Source organism: Kitasatospora sp. NPDC058046, from assembly GCF_042885595.1.
Taxonomy (GTDB): Bacteria; Actinomycetota; Actinomycetes; order Streptomycetales; family Streptomycetaceae; genus Kitasatospora.
In genome coordinates, this window is the sequence record NZ_JBHVRS010000009.1 from 52252 (window position 1) to 68231 (window position 15980).

Sequence of the window (15980 nt, forward strand, 5' to 3'; positions counted from 1 at the left end):
CGGAGGTCTTCCCTGGTCAGGTTGCGGGACCGTCGGTCACGGTGGTGCGGTACCGGAACGCCGCGGGCCGGGGAACGGTGCGGTCGCCGATCCGGCGGGCCAGGCCGAAGTCGTCGAGGACACGAAGGGCATCGGCGGTGAGCCGCTGGGCGCCGTCCTCGGACTGGTAACCCTTCGCCCACCGCGGGAAGCGCCGCAGCAGCGTGTTCGCCTCGGCCTCGAGCTGTTCCGGTGTCAGCCCGTCCGGGGCGGCCGTCAGCGGTTCCAGCAGGAGCAGGGCGGCGACGCGTGCCGTCGCGGAGTCGTCCGGGAAGCGGCTGTCGGTGGCGATGGCCTCCGGGTCCACGAGCAGCAGGCCGTCGGCCCGTTCCTCCAGCACGAAGCCGCCCTGCTCGGCGGCGCGCTTGACGATCTGGCGCCCCGTCGGCGAGGCCAGGTAGGCCAGTTCGTCGGCGCCGAGTTCGTCGTGGTGCAGGACGGGATCGTCGAGGAGCCGCCGGAGCACCGAGTGCCGGAGCCGGAGGTTGCGCTGCGCGTCGGAGGCGTCGGCCCCGCCGTACCGGCTCTCGCGCACCGTGCCCCGCAGGAGTTCCTCGAAGCGCAGCGGCACGTCCTGCGCCGGAACGGCCAGCCGGGACGGGCCGACGGGCGCGGCGAGCAGGCGCATCAGGACGGTGGCGTCCACTCGGTAGAGGACCTTGGCCTTCGCCGAGTCGACGAAGCTCTCCGTGACGCCGTCCACGGTGAGGAGCGCGCCGTAGGCCTCCAACAGCTTGAGCACGTCCACGAACGCCATGCGCTCGGACCTGCTCGCCGTGTCGAAGGGCGGCAGTGCCTCGTCGGTGGCACAGGCGTGGACGACCCGGTCGGCGAGCAGGCCGACCGTCGTGACCGGGACCGGAAGCAGCTCGGCCGCGACGACGCACAGCAGCGTGTAACGGCGGCGGTCGAACGGGGCCTTGCCGGACCGCAGCCGACGGGCGGGGCGCGAGGCGTCGGGCACGGTCCGGATCTTGAGCAGACGCGCATACCCCAGGCGCGGCTCCACCACCAGCTGCCAGCCGCAGTTGTAGTCGAACCACTTCGTCAGCGGATCCTGACGGCGGCGGATCAGCTCGAAGGCGGGCGGGTCACCGCGCTCGGTGATCAGCGGCAGGCCGAGGAGCAGTCTGATGCCTCGGGCTATGTCCTGCCGCTCGGCCAGGACCAGCTGGTTGGCGAGGGTGCTCATGTGCCGCTCCTGGTGGTGTTCATGCGCTGTCCTCCCGGACGACCGCCCGCAGTGCGCTCGGGCTCCGGATCTCCACCAGGTAGTCGGGCCCTTCGAACCGGCCGTGGGAGGTCCGCAGGACGGCCCGTCCGCCCTCGGGAGAAGGCCGGAGCACGATCTCCACGCGGCCGTCCGAGGTGACCGCCCGACGTGCCCCGCCGGCGTCCGGCCGTACGGCCAGCGCCCGGCCGAGGAGGTCGAGCAGCCGCTCGAAGACGGTGTGGTCCAGCACGCGCAGGTCGGAGAGCCGCACCGGGCCGTCGGTTCCCAGAACGTCCCAGGCCGCTTCGAGTTCGGCCCGCTCCTTCCGGGCCCGCTCGGCCCGGGCCGCCTTGATGCCTCCGATGTCGCGCACCTTCCCGGTGCGGGTGAACCGCTCGGTGCGGCCGCTGGTGCGCAGCAGCGCCGAGACCTCCACCGGCGGGGTCTCGGCCCAGCTGCCCGAGGAGGGCACCAACTCCGGGTCGGGGTGGGCGAGATGGGCGTGACGGGCCGACCCCAGACCGAAGGCGGCCGACCAGAGGCGGTGCAGGTCGTCCTCGGTGGGCGCGGCGGCGAACCAGCGGGCCAGCTCCCGGAAGTCCTGGACGGCGCTGGAGGAGCGGCGCCGTGACTCGGTGATCCGGTCGAGAACCTGGAGGAGCGTCACGATCGCCCGCCGCGCCACGTCGTGCAGCTGCTCCACGCGGGGCCGTGCCCCGTCGGCCGGCCGGAACCAGGACCGGAGCCCCTCCCAGCGCGCCCGGCGCCGCTCCAGCCAGGCCGGCGCGGGATCGCCGTCGGCGACCGGCGGCAGCTCGGCGCCCCGCAGCGCCCGCGCGTGCAGCAGGCTCACCCCGAGCCGCTCCACACGCTCGACGGCGGTGGCGACCGCCTGGCCCCGCTGGTCGAGGTTGACGAGGAACTCCTGGAGATAGGCCACCGTCGCGGCCTTCACCTCGCGGAAGGTCGCCAGGTCCGCACCTTCGGCGCGCAGCAGGCGCTGCAACTCGCCGTTGAACGCCTTGGTGTTGGCCAGCAGCGCCTCCAGGTGGCCCTCCAGCTCCTGCAGCGTGGTGAAGACCCGACGGTCCGAGGACGCGGAGTCGCCCAGCAGGACGTACAGCTCGTCGAGCCGGTCCGTGATCGCCTCCAGCACCGCCGTCTGGAGCGCCCCCGTCGAGGCGAGGACGAACAGGGCGTGCTCGACCCCGGCGGACGCGGCCTCACCGCGTCGGGTCAGCGAGTACTGGAGGTTGCGGCGCTCGTACTCCTCGGCGGTGCGGTAGTTCTCCGCGTGGTTCTGGACGACGTCCAGCAGCTGCCACTCCCTGAGCTTGCGCAGCGCCTCCTGGAGGTCGTCGTCATGGACCGCGTCGAGCCAGCCCACCGTCCGCAGCCGGGTGCGGACCTCGTCCAGCCCGAGCGCGGTCTCCAACCTCTCGTTGGCCGCTCCGAAGGCCTGAAGGATCGCACCGTAGAGTTCGGCCCTCTCCCCCGTCGTGAACCGGAACATCTCCGGCGGCACCCTGCGCAACGGCTCCCCTCCCCGTCTTCCGGGCACCACAGTACGCGGACGTGCCGACGCCCGACGACGCGGTTGTCGACCGGCCAGGTCGCGTGCGGCAGGTACAGCTGGTGCAGGTGCGCCCGGGCCTCCGGGGAGGCCTGTGTCCCGGCTCCGGCAACCGCCAGGGAGGTTTCACAGAGCTGAACGCGCTCCGATCAGTTCTCTTCCGTCCCCGCCATCCCGCTCACCTCCGCGATTCCCTCGACCGTCGCGCGGTCGCTCGCCCGCCGGCCCTCGGCGGCGTCAAGCCGGTCGCGCATGTCCCGCAGGCGGGCCGGATCGGAAGCGACCTCCGGCGGTACGAGCGACATGACCCCCTTGGCCCGCTCGCCGTCGCCGAGGTCGGCCACCACAGCGTCGGCGCGGTCCTCGTGTCCGGGCACCAGGGCACCGAGCAGGCCGAGGAGAACGAGCAGTTCGCGCTGCACCGCGGGTGTGAACAGCTCCCGTTCCTCTGCGTCCAGCTTCACCTCGATCCGCCCACCACCGAGCTCGGCATAGCCGCGCAGGAGATCCATCAGAAGCTTGAACTGCCGCTCGGGCATCAGGACCTGGAGCGACTCGATGTAGAGCTTCAGCCGCAGCGCCGGTAGTTCCGCGTCCATCCGGGCCTCCCTGGTACGTCAGTCGACCGGAATCCTCACCGATCGTAGTCACCCGATGGCACGGGTGGCGAGGACAGGTGACAGCGCGCGGAGGCGGGCGGAGTTCCCATGGCCGTCAAGGATCGGACGACACTCCCTTCCCCGCCGCGATCCTGACCCGCACCCCCTTGCCCAGGCCTTGACTAACGTCCGGATTTCGCATGGTGGGCGGCGATCAGGTCGCGATACCAGGCGTAGGAGGCCTTCGGGGTGCGCTGCCGGGTGGCGAAGTCGACGTGGACGAGGCCGAAGCGCTGGTGGTAGCCCTCGGCCCGTCGGACGGGGTGTCATTGTGGTCGCGACCCTCAGTCGGCCGACGAGGTTGCCGAACATTCCGTGCAGAGATTTCTTCCCGTCCGGGAGCGCTCGGCGAGGGTGCTGCGGGCACGGAGGAGACACACGGACGCACCCGGCGCACGCCAGGTCCCACAACGCCGGATCAGTCCGTGCCGGGCTGAACGAGCTTGAAAGCCAGGCGCGCTGCGGCGCGTTGGGCCGCTCGGCGGATGCGCACCGGGGCCGACGGCGCCGGCAGCGGTGCCGGGCGGGTGGTGGCCAGCCTGGGGAAGAGTGCTTCGGCGTTGGTGCGGTTGACGGCCGTGAGCGTGCCGGGGTCGACGCCCGTGTCGAGGCCGTTGGCGAAGTACTGCCCGGCGGGGGTGGGGGCGAAGGGCCAGTCGCTGCCGAACAGGACGTGTCCGGGGCGGGCGAAGGCGAGGAGGGTGGGCAGGGCGGCCGGGCTGGAGGACAGGGCGGTGTCGAAGTGGAAGGAGCGGAAGTCGTCGAGGACGTCGAGCGGGCTGCGTGCGGTGTCGTTGGCGAGGGTGACGGCCATCCGGTGGGAGGCGTAGGGGAGGAAGCCGCCGGCGTGGCTGAGGATGAAGCGGATGTTCGGGTAGCGGCGCAGGATGCCGTTGCGGACCAGGAGGTAGGCGGCCCTGGTGGTGTCGAGCAGGAAGTCGGCGGCGAAGGCCGGGATGCCGCTGACCGGTGGGGCGGGTAGTTCGGCGGGGTGGACGAAGGCCACCGCGCCGCGGTCGTCGAGTGCCTGCCACAGGACGTCCTGGCCGTCGGCCCCGAGGTAGGCGCCGCGGTTGTTGGCGAGCAGGGTGACGCCGTCGGCGCGCAGCTCGTCCAGCGCGCGTACCACCTCGGCGGCGGAGGCTCCGGCGTCGGGCAGGGGCAGGGTGGCGAAGAAGCCGAAGCGGCCGGGGTGGTCCGAGGCGAGGGACGCACCGTGGTCGTTGAGACGTCGGGCCAGGTCGGCCGCTTCGGCGGGGTCGGCGAGGAAGCCCGTCGCGGGCGTGGACACGGAGACGATCGCGGTGGCGGTCTCCAGCAGGTCCATCAGGTGCAGTGCCGACCGGGCGCTCCAGTCGGGCAGGGCCCGGCCTCCGGCGTCGGTGATGCCGGCCCTGGCGAGCTCGTCGCGGTAGAAGCCGGGCACCACGTGCTGGTGGACGTCGATGCGTTGTGCCGAAGGAGACATGCCGCGGCCTTTCGTGCGCTCTGTGGGGGCGGAGCAGGGTTGTCGTACCGGCCGCCGGCCGTACGGCGCCGGGCCGGGCACGTGCCGCTCGCGGGTCGTCCGCGGCTCGGCCGCGGCGGGCGTCCCCTCCGGTGGTACGCGGTTCCGGTCACTTGACCCTCTCCGACGGCGAGCATACCGTAGCAGTCATTCCAATTGGAGTGAGTACTACAGCAACAGTTGCGCGGTGCGATCGACACGGTGAGGTGGGCCTGATGCGTCAGACCGGGGCTGGGACAGAGCCCGAGGACGGTTCCTACGACGTGGCCGTCATCGGTTACGGGCCCACGGGCGTGACCGCGGCGAACCTGCTGGGCGCGACGGGGCTGCGCGTCGTCGTCCTGGAGCGGGACGCCGAGGTCTTCTCCCGTGCCCGGGCCATCTCCACGGACGAGGAGGTCATGCGGATCTGGCAGCGGACCGGACTGGCCGAGCGCCTCAAGCAGGACATGCTGACCGAGCGGCCCGTGGACTTCGTCGACGCGGACGGCCGCCCCTTCATCCGCGCGCGCCCCACCCCGCGCGGGCACGGGCACCCGCCGCAGATGTTCGTCTACCAGCCCGCGCTGGAGCAGGTGCTGCGCGACGGCGTCGACCGGTACCCGAACGTGGAGGTCCTGCTGCGCCACGAGTGCCTGCGCCTGCGCCAGGACGCCGACGGGGTGGAGCTGACGACCGTCGGCACGGCCGACGACTCCGTGCACCGGCTGCGTGCCTCCTACGTGATCGCGGCCGACGGCGGCTCCAGCCTCACCCGCGCCCAGCTGAACATCGGCTACGAGGGCCGGACGTACGAGGACCGCTGGGTCGTCATCGACACCGAGATGCTCAAGCCCTGGCCCGACCACGACAAGCTGCGCTTCCACTGCGACCCGGCGCGCCCGGCCGTCGACTGCCCGACCCCGCTGGGCCACCACCGCTACGAGTTCCCGCTCCTGCCCGGGGACGACGAGGAGCACCTGGTCACCGAGGACGCCGTGTACGGGCTGATCTCCCGGTACGGGATCGGCCGCGACAGCGTCAAGGTGCTGCGCGCGACCGTTACAGCCACCACGTGCGCTTCGCCACGCGCTTCCGTGCGGGGAGGGTCTACCTCGCCGGCGACGCCGCCCACGCCATGCCGCCGTGGATCGGCCAGGGCATGGCCGCGGGCGTGCGCGACGTGGCCAACCTCTGCTGGAAGCTCGACGCCGTCCTGCGCGGCGAACTGCCCGAGACGGTCCTCGACAGCTACGAGGCCGAACGCAAACCGCACGTCAAGGAGGTCACCCGGCGGGCGGTGCTCGTCGGCCGGACCATCACCGAACGCCGCCGGCCGGTCACCAAGGTCCGCGACGGCGCCCTGCGCACCCTGGACCGCGTCCCGGGCTTCAGCAACTGGCTGCAGAGCGCGAACTGGATCCCCGTCGCCCGGTACGACGCCGGCCTGCAGGCCCGCTCCCGCGCCAGGGCGACCGGCCACCAGGTGCCCCAGCCGTGGGTGACCGGCCCCGACGGCAGCCGCGTGCGCCTCGACGACGCGCTCGGCGGCCGGTGGCACCTGCTGCACGCCCGGACCGCCGCCCCCCAACTCGCCTGGGACGTCCTGGGCGTGCCGTCCCTGACCGTCACGCCGCTGGGCTCCGCACCCGCGGAGGACACCCTCGTCGACAGCGACGGCGTCCTGCTGCCCTGGATGGCCCGGCACGGCGCGGCCACCCTCGCCCTGCGCCCCGACGCCTACGTCTACGCGGCGGCCCCCGCGGGCACTCCGCTCCCGCTGCCGCCCCGGGGCTTCGCCCCCACCACCGCTCCCCGCCCGCACGCGTCCACCGCCCAGTGAGGACACCGGCACCATGACGACGACACCGACCGGCCTGCCGACGATGCAGGAGACGACGTACGACATCGGCGGAAGGAAGGTCTTCGCCGCGGAGACCGGGGACGGCCCGCCGGTCCTGCTGCTGCACGGCGGCGGCCCGGGCGCCTCCGGCGTCTCCAACTACACCCGCAACATCGCCGCCCTGGCCCGGGGCCACCGGGTCATCGTGCCCGACCTGCCCGGCTACGGCCGCAGCACCAAGGGCGTCGACGCCGGCGACCCCTTCGGCTTCCTCGCCGACCACGTCCGCGGCCTGCTCGACCGCCTCGGCCTCGAGAAGGCCCACCTGGTCGGCAACTCCTACGGCGGCGCCTGCGCCCTGCGCCTGGCCCTGGACACCCCCGACCGGGTCGACCGCATGGTCCTGATGGGCCCCGGCGGCATCGGCACCACCCGCGCCCTGCCCACCCCCGGCCTCAACAGCCTGCTGAACTACTACACCGGCGACGGGCCCTCGCGGCCGAAGCTGGAGAAGTTCATCCGCGACCACCTCGTCTTCAACGCCGCCGACGTCCCCGACTCCGTGATCGACGAGCGCTACCGCGCCAGCATCGACCCGGAGGTGGTCGCCGCACCGCCCCTGCGGCGGCCCTCCGGGCGCGACGCCCTGCGGACCGTGTGGAGGATGGACTTCACCCGCGACCCGCGCCTGTCCCGGCTGCCCGTCCCGACCCTGGTGCTGTGGGGGGCCCAGGACAGGGTCAACCGGCCCTCCGGCGGCCGGATGCTCGCCGATCGCATGCCCGACTGCGACCTGTACACGGTCGCCAACACGGGCCACTGGGTCCAGTTCGAGCGCGCGGAACTCTTCAACCGGCTGTGCGCCGACTTCCTGGCAGGCCAACGATGAACACCGTACCGACCAGCGTCTTCGGGGCCGTCCGCCTCGGCTACGTCGTCATCGAGACGAACCGCTTCGCCGACTGGCGCCGCTTCGGCACCGACGCCATCGGCATGCACCACGACAGCCTCTCCCCCGACCTGATGCGTTTCCGCCTCGACGGCCAGGAGTGCCGCTTCCTGCTCACCCGCGGGCCCGCCGAGGACGTCGTCGCCACCGGCTGGCACGTCGACGACCACGCCGCCTTCGAACGGATCGAAGCCCGCATTCGCGCCCACAGTGTCCCCCTCACCCGGGGCTCAGACGAGGAGGCGGCCCTGCGCGGCGTCGAACGCCTGCTGCGCTTCCCCGGCCCCAAGGGCATCACCCAGGAGATCTACACCAACCCGAAGCGAGCGGCCGAACCGCTGCGCATGCTCGCCTCCGGCTTCGTCACCGGCGACTCCGGCCTGGGCCACGTCGCGCTGACCTCCACCAGGCCCGCGCAGATCCGGGGCTACTTCGACACCGTCTTCGACGCCCGCCTGACCGACTACATCGACGAGACCATCAGCGGCGTCAAACTCAAGATCCGCTTCCTGCGCGTCAACGAGCGCCACCACTCCATCGCCGTCGCCGCCGTCCGCGGCCTGCCCCTGGACCCGATCCGCACCCGGGTGCAGCACCTCAACATCCAGGCCGCCACCCTCGACGACGTCGCCCGCAGCTACCAGCGCGTCCACGAACTCGGCTTCGAGATGGCCCTGTCGGTGGGCCAGCACACCAACGACAAGGAACTGTCCTACTACGCCCGCACCCCCTCGGGCTTCGAGTGGGAGGTCGGCTGGAACCCGATCGTCATCGACGAGAGCACCTGGGAACCCACCACCCACCAGGGCATCAGCACCTGGGGCCACCTGCCCGTCGGCCAGACCGTCGTCGACAAGCTCGCCCAGTTCCGCGCCGGAGCCCGATCCCTGGCCCGCCCGGAGCTCACCGTGCCCGCCCTCAGCGGCACGGGCATCCCCGACGACTGACCCGGGACAGCCGCCGCACCGCCGGTACGGCTCCGTCCCCGCCCTGCCCGGCGTCGGCGGCGCACGCCCGCACCCGGCACAAGCCGGTGCCCCGGCCGTTCCCCCACCCCTCGACGATCCCCCGGAGGCCACCCTCGTGCTCGGCTCCGCACCACCCCACCGATCCCTGCCGGTTCCGACCCGGCCCGCCCGCGTCGCCGAGGCGGCCGCCCTCCTGGAAGAGGCCGCCCGCACCGGCGTCCCGTGCACCCCGGTGCGCCCGCTGCTGCCCGAGGCCGACATCGAGGCCGCCTATGCCGTGCAGCAGCTCCACGTCGAGCGCGCCCTCGCGGCGGGGCGACGGCTCGTGGGCCGCAAGGTCGGCCTGACCTCGCCCGCCGTACAGCGCCAACTCGGCGTCGACCGGCCTGACTTCGGCGCCCTGTTCGCCGACATGGCGGTACCCGAGGGACAGCCCGTCGCCCCCGGCCGACTGCTCCAGCCGAAGGTCGAGGCCGAGGTCGCCCTGGTCCTCGGCTCCGACCTGCCCCACCGCGATGCGACCGTCGCCGACCTGCTGCGCGCCACGGCGTTCGCGCTGCCCGCGCTGGAGATCGTCGACAGCCGCATCGCCGACTGGGACATCACCATCGTCGACACCGTCGCCGACAACGCCTCCTGCGGGCTGTACGTCCTCGGCGGCACCCCGGTGCCGCTGGACCGGGTCGACCTGCGGGCCGTGACCATGACGCTCACCCGGAACGGCGAACAGGTCTCCCGGGGCACCGGGGCCGACTGCCTGGGCAGCCCGCTCACCGCCGCCCTCTGGCTCGCCTCCACCCTCGCCGGGCTCGGCGACCCGCTGCGGGCCGGCGACCTCGTCCTGACCGGCGCGCTCGGCCCGATGGCCGCCGCCGCCGCGGGCGACGAGTTCACCGCCGTCATCGAAGGGCTGGGCACGGTCACGACCGCGTTCGCACCCGCCACCGAGGAAGGAGCCCTCGCATGACCACGAAGGTCGCCGTCATCGGGTCCGGCAACATCGGCACCGACCTGCTGATCAAGATCCTGCGGCTCTCCGAGTCCCTGGAGATCGCCGCGATGGCCGGGATCGACCCCGACTCCGACGGCCTGGCCCGCGCCCGCCGCCTGAAGGTCGCCACCACCCATCAAGGCGTGGACGGCCTGGTGGCACTGGACGAGTTCGCGGACGTGCAGATCGTCTTCGACGCCACCTCCGCCGGAGCCCACCGCCGCCACGACGAGGTGCTGCGCTCGCTGGGGCGCACCGTCGTCGACCTGACGCCCGCGGCGCTCGGCCCGTACGTCGTCCCGCCGGTCAACGGCGACGCCCACCTCGACGCCCCCAACGTCAACATGGTCACCTGCGGCGGCCAGGCCACCATCCCGGTCGTGGCCGCGGTCTCGGCCGTGACCCCCGTCCACTACGGCGAGATCGTCGCCTCGATCTCCTCGCGCTCCGCGGGCCCCGGCACCCGGGCCAACATCGACGAGTTCACCGAGACCACCTCCTCGGCGATCGAGAAGGTGGGCGGCGCCTCCCGCGGCAAGGCGATCATCGTCCTGAACCCGGCCGAGCCGCCGCTGATCATGCGCGACACCGTGTACTGCCTGGTCGGCGACTGCGACGACGCCGCGGTGACCGAATCGGTCGAGCGGATGGTCGCCCGGGTCCAGGCGTACGTCCCCGGCTACCGCCTCAAGCAGCGGGTCCAGTTCGACCGCGTCGCCGCGGACGACCCGCTCCGCTCCCTGCTGCCCGCCTCCTGCCGCACCGGCGACGCCGCGAAGGTGTCGGTGTTCCTGGAGGTCGAGGGGGCCGCCCACTACCTGCCCGCCTACGCCGGCAACCTCGACATCATGACCTCGGCCGCCCTGCGCACCGCCGAACGCATGGCCGCCCACCGCGCCCCGGAGGTGGCGACGCGATGACTTCCCTGTACGTCCAGGACGTGACCCTGCGGGACGGCATGCACGCCGTGCGCCACCGCTACACCATCGACCAGGCCCGCACCATCGCTGGCGCCCTCGACGCGGCCGGCGTGGCCGCGATCGAGATCGCCCACGGCGACGGCCTGTCCGGCTCCAGCATCACCTACGGCGTCGGCGCCCACACCGACTGGGAGTGGATCGCCGCCGTCTGCGACAGCGTCCACCACGCGGTGCCCACCACCCTGCTGCTGCCCGGCATCGGCACCCTGCACGACCTGCGGCAGGCGCAAGCCCTCGGCATCCGCTCGGTGCGCGTCGCCACCCACTGCACCGAGGCCGACATCGCCGCCCAGCACATCGACGCCGCCCGCGGCCTGGGCATGGACGTGGCCGGTTTCCTGATGATGTCCCACCTGGCCGAACCCGCCGAACTCGCCCGGCAGGCCAGGCTGATGGAGTCCTACGGCGCCCAGTGCGTCTACGTCACCGACTCCGGGGGCCGCCTCACCATGGACGGCGTGCGCGACCGCCTGCGCGCCTACCGCGACGTCCTGTCCTCCGACACCGAACTCGGCATCCACGCCCACCACAACCTGGGCCTGGGCGTCGCCAACTCCGTCGTGGCCGTGGAGAACGGCGTCACCCGCGTCGACGCCTCCCTCGCCGGCCAGGGAGCGGGCGCCGGCAACTGCCCTCTGGAGGCGTTCGTGGCGGTCGCCGACCTGATGGGCTGGGAGCACGGCTGCGACCTGTTCCCGCTGATGGACGCCGCCGACGACGTGGTCCGCCCGCTGCAGGACCGCGAGGTGCGCGTCGACCGCGAGACCCTCACCCTCGGCTACGCGGGCGTGTACTCCAGCTTCCTGCGCCACGCCGAGACCGCCGCCCGCCGCTACGGCCTGGACACCCGCGCGATCCTGGTCGAGGTCGGGCGGCGCAAGATGGTGGGCGGCCAGGAAGACATGATCACGGACATCGCCCTCGACCTCGCGACGGCCCGCTCCGCCGACTGACCGAACAGCCCTCGCACGCCCCGGGCCGACGGACGCCGCGACGCGGGACGTCGAGGACCCGGCGGAACGCTTCGCCGCCGGCATCCGGCCGACCCTGGTGCCGGCGGCCTCCCTCCCCGAGGTCACCGGTGCCCTGAGGCTGCGCGGCATGCAGCACATCCGCACGGCCGACGGGCCCCTGCCCCTGCCCCTGCGCGATCTCGAACCCGGGCGCGCAGCGGGCCGGTTCCGGACCGAGGCCCCCGTGGTGCCCCTCGGCGCGATCGGAGGGGCCGTCCTCGGCCTGTTGCGGTCGCGGTTGCGGTTGCGGTTGCGGTCGCGGTTGCCCATGGTGAAGCGGCTCGACGACGGCGACGGGACCGCGGATGTCCGAGCTGCTGGTGCTCACGCCGGGTCTGTCGGACGAGGACGCCCACGAGGTGGCCACCCGTCCCTGCCACCCCTGGCCCCGGAGCGGCGGGGTCCGCTGACGGGCGCGGCCGAACCGCCGGCCGACCGGGTCGTGGCCGTCGGGTCCGGGTCCTAGGCGGTGCGGGACCGCAGCTCGACACCGTGCCCGGACATGCGGGCGACGATGCCGTGGTCGGTGACGGCCACGGACCGGAGCGCGAGCCCCTCGGGCAGGTCGTCGAGCGGGGTCCGGCGCTCCAAGGCCCTCGCCAGCAGGGTTCGTGCGGCCGGGGAAACGTTCTCGGGGAGCCGGACGTCGTCGAGTCCGACGGCGTCCGGAGCGGCGACGCCGACATGGGCGGAGGCGGTGACCTGCCCGAACAGCGGCAGCCGGGCGGTCGCTGCCACCCGGTCGTCACCCTCGCCCCGGCCGATGGCGACCCCGTAGAAGGCCGAGAGCTCGTCGTACGCGACGGTCGCCGTGACCTCCGCCTCGTCGGCCCGCTCCCCGCCGTCCCGTTCCCGGTGCACTCCTCGCAGGTGGACGGCAACGTCCTCGACGGTCAGGACGCGGCCGTCCAGGTCGGCCGGCACGCGTGCGGCGTCGATGTCCGCCTCGGTGACCACTCCCCGGGCCAACTGCAGAGACACGGGGAAACCGTGCACGCGCACCTCGGGAGCGGCTGCGAGGCCGAGGTTCCGACGAGCCGAGTCGGCGATGCGCTCCTGGGTGTACTGCGTGGCCAGTACCTCGCCGCCGCCGGCGGCGGCGAGCAGCGTCAGGGCCACCGCGATCCACCTGTTGCGGCGGCGCTTGAGGCGCGGCGCCCGGCCGTTGACCGGTTCGTGCATGTTCTCTCTCCTCTGCGGTAATGGCCTGGTCCGACCGCGGTGTCGGACAGCGGCGGTGTTGGTTCGTCAGTGACGGACCGGCGACGGGGGGAGCACCGGGCCGGGACCGGTGCTCGTGCGCGGTGCCGAGGGGCTGGGTCCGCTGCCCGTCGGGGTGCGCGGGGAAGGGCGGCGCGGACCTCGCGCTGGAAGCGGCTCCGGGCGACGTCGTCGAGGGCGAGCCGCGGGTGCATCGGCTTCACGGCGACCGTACGGTGCGGGAGCAGGTCGTCGGCCGACCGGACCTCGCCCGCGCCGCCGCGGCCGATCACCCCGCGCAACGCGTACCCGCCGCCGGTCAGGCCGGCCCATTCGTCGTAGGGGATGTACGGCATGGCGGCGTCTGCGGTCCTACTGTTGATCGGGTCAGCTGCCGAACGGACGGTCACACCTTTCGACGGACCGTCACCGACGGTGCGGGAGGGGCGGGTTCAGTCCGACGTCGGCGGTGTTCTCGGCGCGCGGAACAGGCAGCCGACGGCTGCGGCCAGGACGAGGGCACCGACCGCGACGAGCGAGGCCGACAGTCCGTCCATGAAGGCGGCCTTGACGCCGTCCGCCAGGGCCGCTCCCCCGACGCCGAGCCGATCGGCGACGTGCAGGCCCGCGGCGGCGGAGTCGCGCGCGGCCGAGGCCGCCTCGGCGGGCAGCTGGTCGAGGGAAGCGGGGAGGCTGGATCGGTAGCGGCTGCCGTAGATCGAGCCCATGAGGGCGATGCCGACGGCCGAGCCGACCTCGCGGGTGGTGTCGTTCATCGCGGAGGCGACGCCCTGCCGGCCGCGGCCGAGCGAGCCGGTGATGGCGGAGGTGCCCACGGCCCCGGACAGGCCGATGCCGAAGCCCGCCAGGACGAGCCCGCCGAGGAAGGGCAGGTAGCCGGAGTCGACGTCGATCCGGGAGATGACGAACAGGCCGGCGCTCAGCAGGGCCAGGCCGGCGGCCATGGTGACCTTCATCCCCACCCGTCGCACCAGGCGGGGGGTGAGCTGCGAAGTGGGCAGGACGACCACGGCGACGGGGACGAGGGCGACGGCGGCCTTGAGCGGGCTGTAGCCGAGGATGAGCTGCAGGTATTGCAGGCCGACGAAGAAGAACCCGAAGACGGCCATGAACTGTACGAGGACGGTGATCGCGCCGGCCCGGAAGCCGCGGATGCCGAACAGGGCGGGGTCGAGGAGCGGGTGCTCGTTGCGCAGGCCGAGCCAGGCGTACGCGGTGAAGGCCAGAACCGTGACGACGAGTGCGGCGACGGCCGGGGGCTGCGTCCAGCCCTGCTCGTTGCCCTCGATGATGGCGAAGACCAGGGTGCCGATCCCGAGCGCGGTGCAGACGGCCCCGGGCACGTCGGGCGGCTCGGGGTGCGGGTCCTTGGTGTCGGGCGCCAGGAGGATCCCCGCCAGCGCGGCGACCAGGGCGACCGCGGCGCCGGTGACGAAGATCGACCGCCAGGAGTACCACTCCAGCAGCGTCCCCGCGGCGAGCATGCCGAGGATGGCGCCGGCCGCGGCGAATCCCGACCAGGTAGCCACGCCCTTGGCCCGCTGCTCGGGCGGGAAGGCGGCCGTGATGGTGGACAGCGTGCCCGGCATGATCATCGCGGCGCCGATCCCCATGACGACCCGCCAGGCAATGAGCGTGGTGGTGGAGTCGGCGAAGGAAGCGGCCAGGGAGGCGGCACCGAAGACCACGGTGCCCGCGACGAGGACGTTGCGGCGCCCGAGCCGGTCGCCGATCGCGCCGAGGGGCAGCACGAGCGCGGCCAGGGCGACGGTGTAGGCGTCGGCGATCCAGGTCAGCGAACTGTTGGTGGCCGACAGGTCGAGCGCCAGGTCCGGCAGTGCGAGGTTGAGGGCGGAGACGGAGGCCACGACGAGGACCAGGGCCAGGCACATGGCGGCGAGTACGCCGTTGTGTCCGGCCCGGCCGGCCGCGACGGCGCCGAGGCTCTCCCCCGCCCGGTCGTCGGTCTGGTGTTGAGGGATGGTGGACATGGGGAACCTGTCTCGGTCGATGCTGTGCTGAGAGGGCCCGAGGGGCGGACGCGCCGCGGGTGCACCGGGCCGCACGGAACGGACGCACCGCGATCGGGCGGGCGCCTCACAGCGGCAGGGTCGGGAGGCGACGCTCGGGCGGGGACGCGCGCTTCGGTGTCGGAGCGGCCGACGGCCCCGGACGCGTACGGGGTGGCACCGGGCGGGTCCGGGCTGGCGGCACGGCCCTGCCCGGTTCCGGCCGGGTCGGCGGCCGGGCAGGGCGGGGAGCCGGCCGCGGAGTCGCGCGACCGGCCGGGCTCACTCCTCCTTCTCCGCCGCCATGCGTGTAGCCGCCTCGTAGACGAGCCGGGCGTGCAGTTCGAACATCGCGACCAGGTCGACGCCGTCCCCGTTGATCTCGCGCTGGACGAACAGTCCGTCGGCACCGGCGACGGCATAGGTCGTGAGCAGGCGGACAGAGTCCTCGTCGAGGTCCGGGACGAGCTCCCGGGCCATCTCGGCGATCTTCGCGCCCGCGATCTCACGGACCTGGAGGAACACCGTCCGGCCCCGGGGCTCCGTGGGGCGCCGCTCCAGCGCGAGCATCAGCCCGAACCGGAGGAAGTCGGGAGCGTCGATCAGCGACTTCGCCACGCTCACCGCCATGGCGGTGACCCGCTCCAACGGAGTGCCCGCTTCCTCGCCCGGCAGCTCGACGGCAGCCAGCCAGGTCGCGAAGCTGCGTTCGATCACCGCGGCGATCAGGTCGTCCTTGTCCTTGAAATGCCAGTAGATCGAGCTGGCGGGCAGCCCGCACTTGGTGCTGACGGCCGCGATCGAGGTGCCCTCGTAGCCGCGCTCGCCCGCGATCTCCACGGCGGCGTCCAGGATGCGCTGGCGCGACTCCACCCCGTTCGCGCGCTTCTTGCGGGTCGTCTGCGGCCCGGCCATGGCGGGTGCCTCCTCGTGTTCGGGTGCGTTCGACTGTCGTCGACGGCGATCCTACTGCAGCGTTCACTCCAATTGGAGCGATCACTACAGCAAGTGTGCCACAGTGCGCTCGGCGGCGCGC

The 15980-nt window shown here is 73.2% G+C and carries 13 protein-coding genes and 3 pseudogenes; 8 read left to right on the plus strand and 8 right to left on the minus strand.

Annotated features, from left to right (window positions below; all coding sequences use genetic code 11):
- Positions 1-16 precede the first annotated feature (16 nt).
- From ACFVU7_RS19770 to ACFVU7_RS19790, 5 genes and pseudogenes are all read right to left on the minus strand, one after another.
- Complete coding sequence (locus ACFVU7_RS19770; protein ID WP_049649843.1) at positions 17-1231, minus strand: TIGR02678 family protein; 1215 nt, start codon at positions 1229-1231, stop codon at positions 17-19.
- Positions 1232-1250: 19 nt separating this feature from the next.
- Entirely contained in the window at positions 1251-2765 is a 1515-nt protein-coding gene (locus tag ACFVU7_RS19775) for a TIGR02677 family protein (protein ID WP_388046184.1), read from the minus strand.
- Positions 2766-2974: 209 nt separating this feature from the next.
- Positions 2975-3424: a hypothetical protein gene (locus ACFVU7_RS19780; protein WP_388046185.1), complete on the minus strand. Its 450-nt coding sequence runs from the start codon at positions 3422-3424 to the stop codon at positions 2975-2977.
- A 182-nt stretch (positions 3425-3606) separates the two neighbouring features.
- Positions 3607-3735 (minus strand): annotated as a pseudogene (locus ACFVU7_RS19785) (family 1 glycosylhydrolase); the annotation flags it as partial.
- 167 nt (positions 3736-3902) lie between these two features.
- Positions 3903-4952, minus strand: a complete 1050-nt coding sequence (locus ACFVU7_RS19790) for an amidohydrolase family protein (protein ID WP_388046187.1) — start codon at positions 4950-4952, stop codon at positions 3903-3905.
- A 254-nt stretch (positions 4953-5206) separates the two neighbouring features.
- On the opposite strand from ACFVU7_RS19790, the pseudogene ACFVU7_RS19795 reads away from it, so the two are divergent.
- The 8 genes and pseudogenes from ACFVU7_RS19795 to ACFVU7_RS19830 form a co-directional block, all read left to right on the plus strand.
- Positions 5207-5773 (plus strand): annotated as a pseudogene (locus tag ACFVU7_RS19795) (FAD-dependent monooxygenase); the annotation flags it as partial.
- Between the two features lie 272 nt (positions 5774-6045).
- Positions 6046-6813: an FAD-dependent monooxygenase gene (locus tag ACFVU7_RS19800; RefSeq protein ID WP_388046188.1), complete on the plus strand. Its 768-nt coding sequence runs from the start codon at positions 6046-6048 to the stop codon at positions 6811-6813.
- Between the two features lie 13 nt (positions 6814-6826).
- A complete protein-coding gene (locus tag ACFVU7_RS19805) occupies positions 6827-7702 on the plus strand; it encodes an alpha/beta hydrolase (protein ID WP_388046190.1) in 876 nt (291 codons plus the stop codon).
- Positions 7699-8709: a VOC family protein gene (locus ACFVU7_RS19810; protein WP_388046191.1), complete on the plus strand. Its 1011-nt coding sequence runs from the start codon at positions 7699-7701 to the stop codon at positions 8707-8709. Before ACFVU7_RS19805 ends, ACFVU7_RS19810 begins: the two co-directional genes overlap by 4 nt.
- A gap of 166 nt (positions 8710-8875) precedes the next feature.
- A complete protein-coding gene (gene mhpD / locus ACFVU7_RS19815; RefSeq protein ID WP_388046398.1) occupies positions 8876-9697 on the plus strand; it encodes a 2-keto-4-pentenoate hydratase in 822 nt (273 codons plus the stop codon).
- On the plus strand, positions 9694-10641 hold the full coding sequence (locus tag ACFVU7_RS19820) for an acetaldehyde dehydrogenase (acetylating) (RefSeq protein WP_388046193.1): 948 nt from the start codon (positions 9694-9696) through the stop codon (positions 10639-10641). The genes mhpD and ACFVU7_RS19820 overlap by 4 nt, the downstream gene beginning before the upstream one ends.
- A complete protein-coding gene (gene dmpG / locus ACFVU7_RS19825) occupies positions 10638-11654 on the plus strand; it encodes a 4-hydroxy-2-oxovalerate aldolase (protein ID WP_388046194.1) in 1017 nt (338 codons plus the stop codon). Before ACFVU7_RS19820 ends, dmpG begins: the two co-directional genes overlap by 4 nt.
- Before the next feature lie 67 nt (positions 11655-11721).
- Positions 11722-11943, plus strand: a pseudogene (locus ACFVU7_RS19830) (TetR/AcrR family transcriptional regulator); the annotation flags it as partial.
- A 233-nt stretch (positions 11944-12176) separates the two neighbouring features.
- Here the strand turns inward: ACFVU7_RS19830 and ACFVU7_RS19835 are convergent.
- The 3 genes from ACFVU7_RS19835 to ACFVU7_RS19845 form a co-directional block, all read right to left on the minus strand.
- Positions 12177-12896, minus strand: a complete 720-nt coding sequence (locus ACFVU7_RS19835) for a DUF2993 domain-containing protein (protein WP_388046196.1) — start codon at positions 12894-12896, stop codon at positions 12177-12179.
- A 470-nt stretch (positions 12897-13366) separates the two neighbouring features.
- Positions 13367-14926, minus strand: coding sequence for an MFS transporter (locus tag ACFVU7_RS19840; protein ID WP_388046198.1), 1560 nt, complete (start codon positions 14924-14926; stop codon positions 13367-13369).
- A gap of 300 nt (positions 14927-15226) precedes the next feature.
- Positions 15227-15859, minus strand: a complete 633-nt coding sequence (locus ACFVU7_RS19845) for a TetR/AcrR family transcriptional regulator (protein WP_049656129.1) — start codon at positions 15857-15859, stop codon at positions 15227-15229.
- Positions 15860-15980 lie beyond the last annotated feature (121 nt).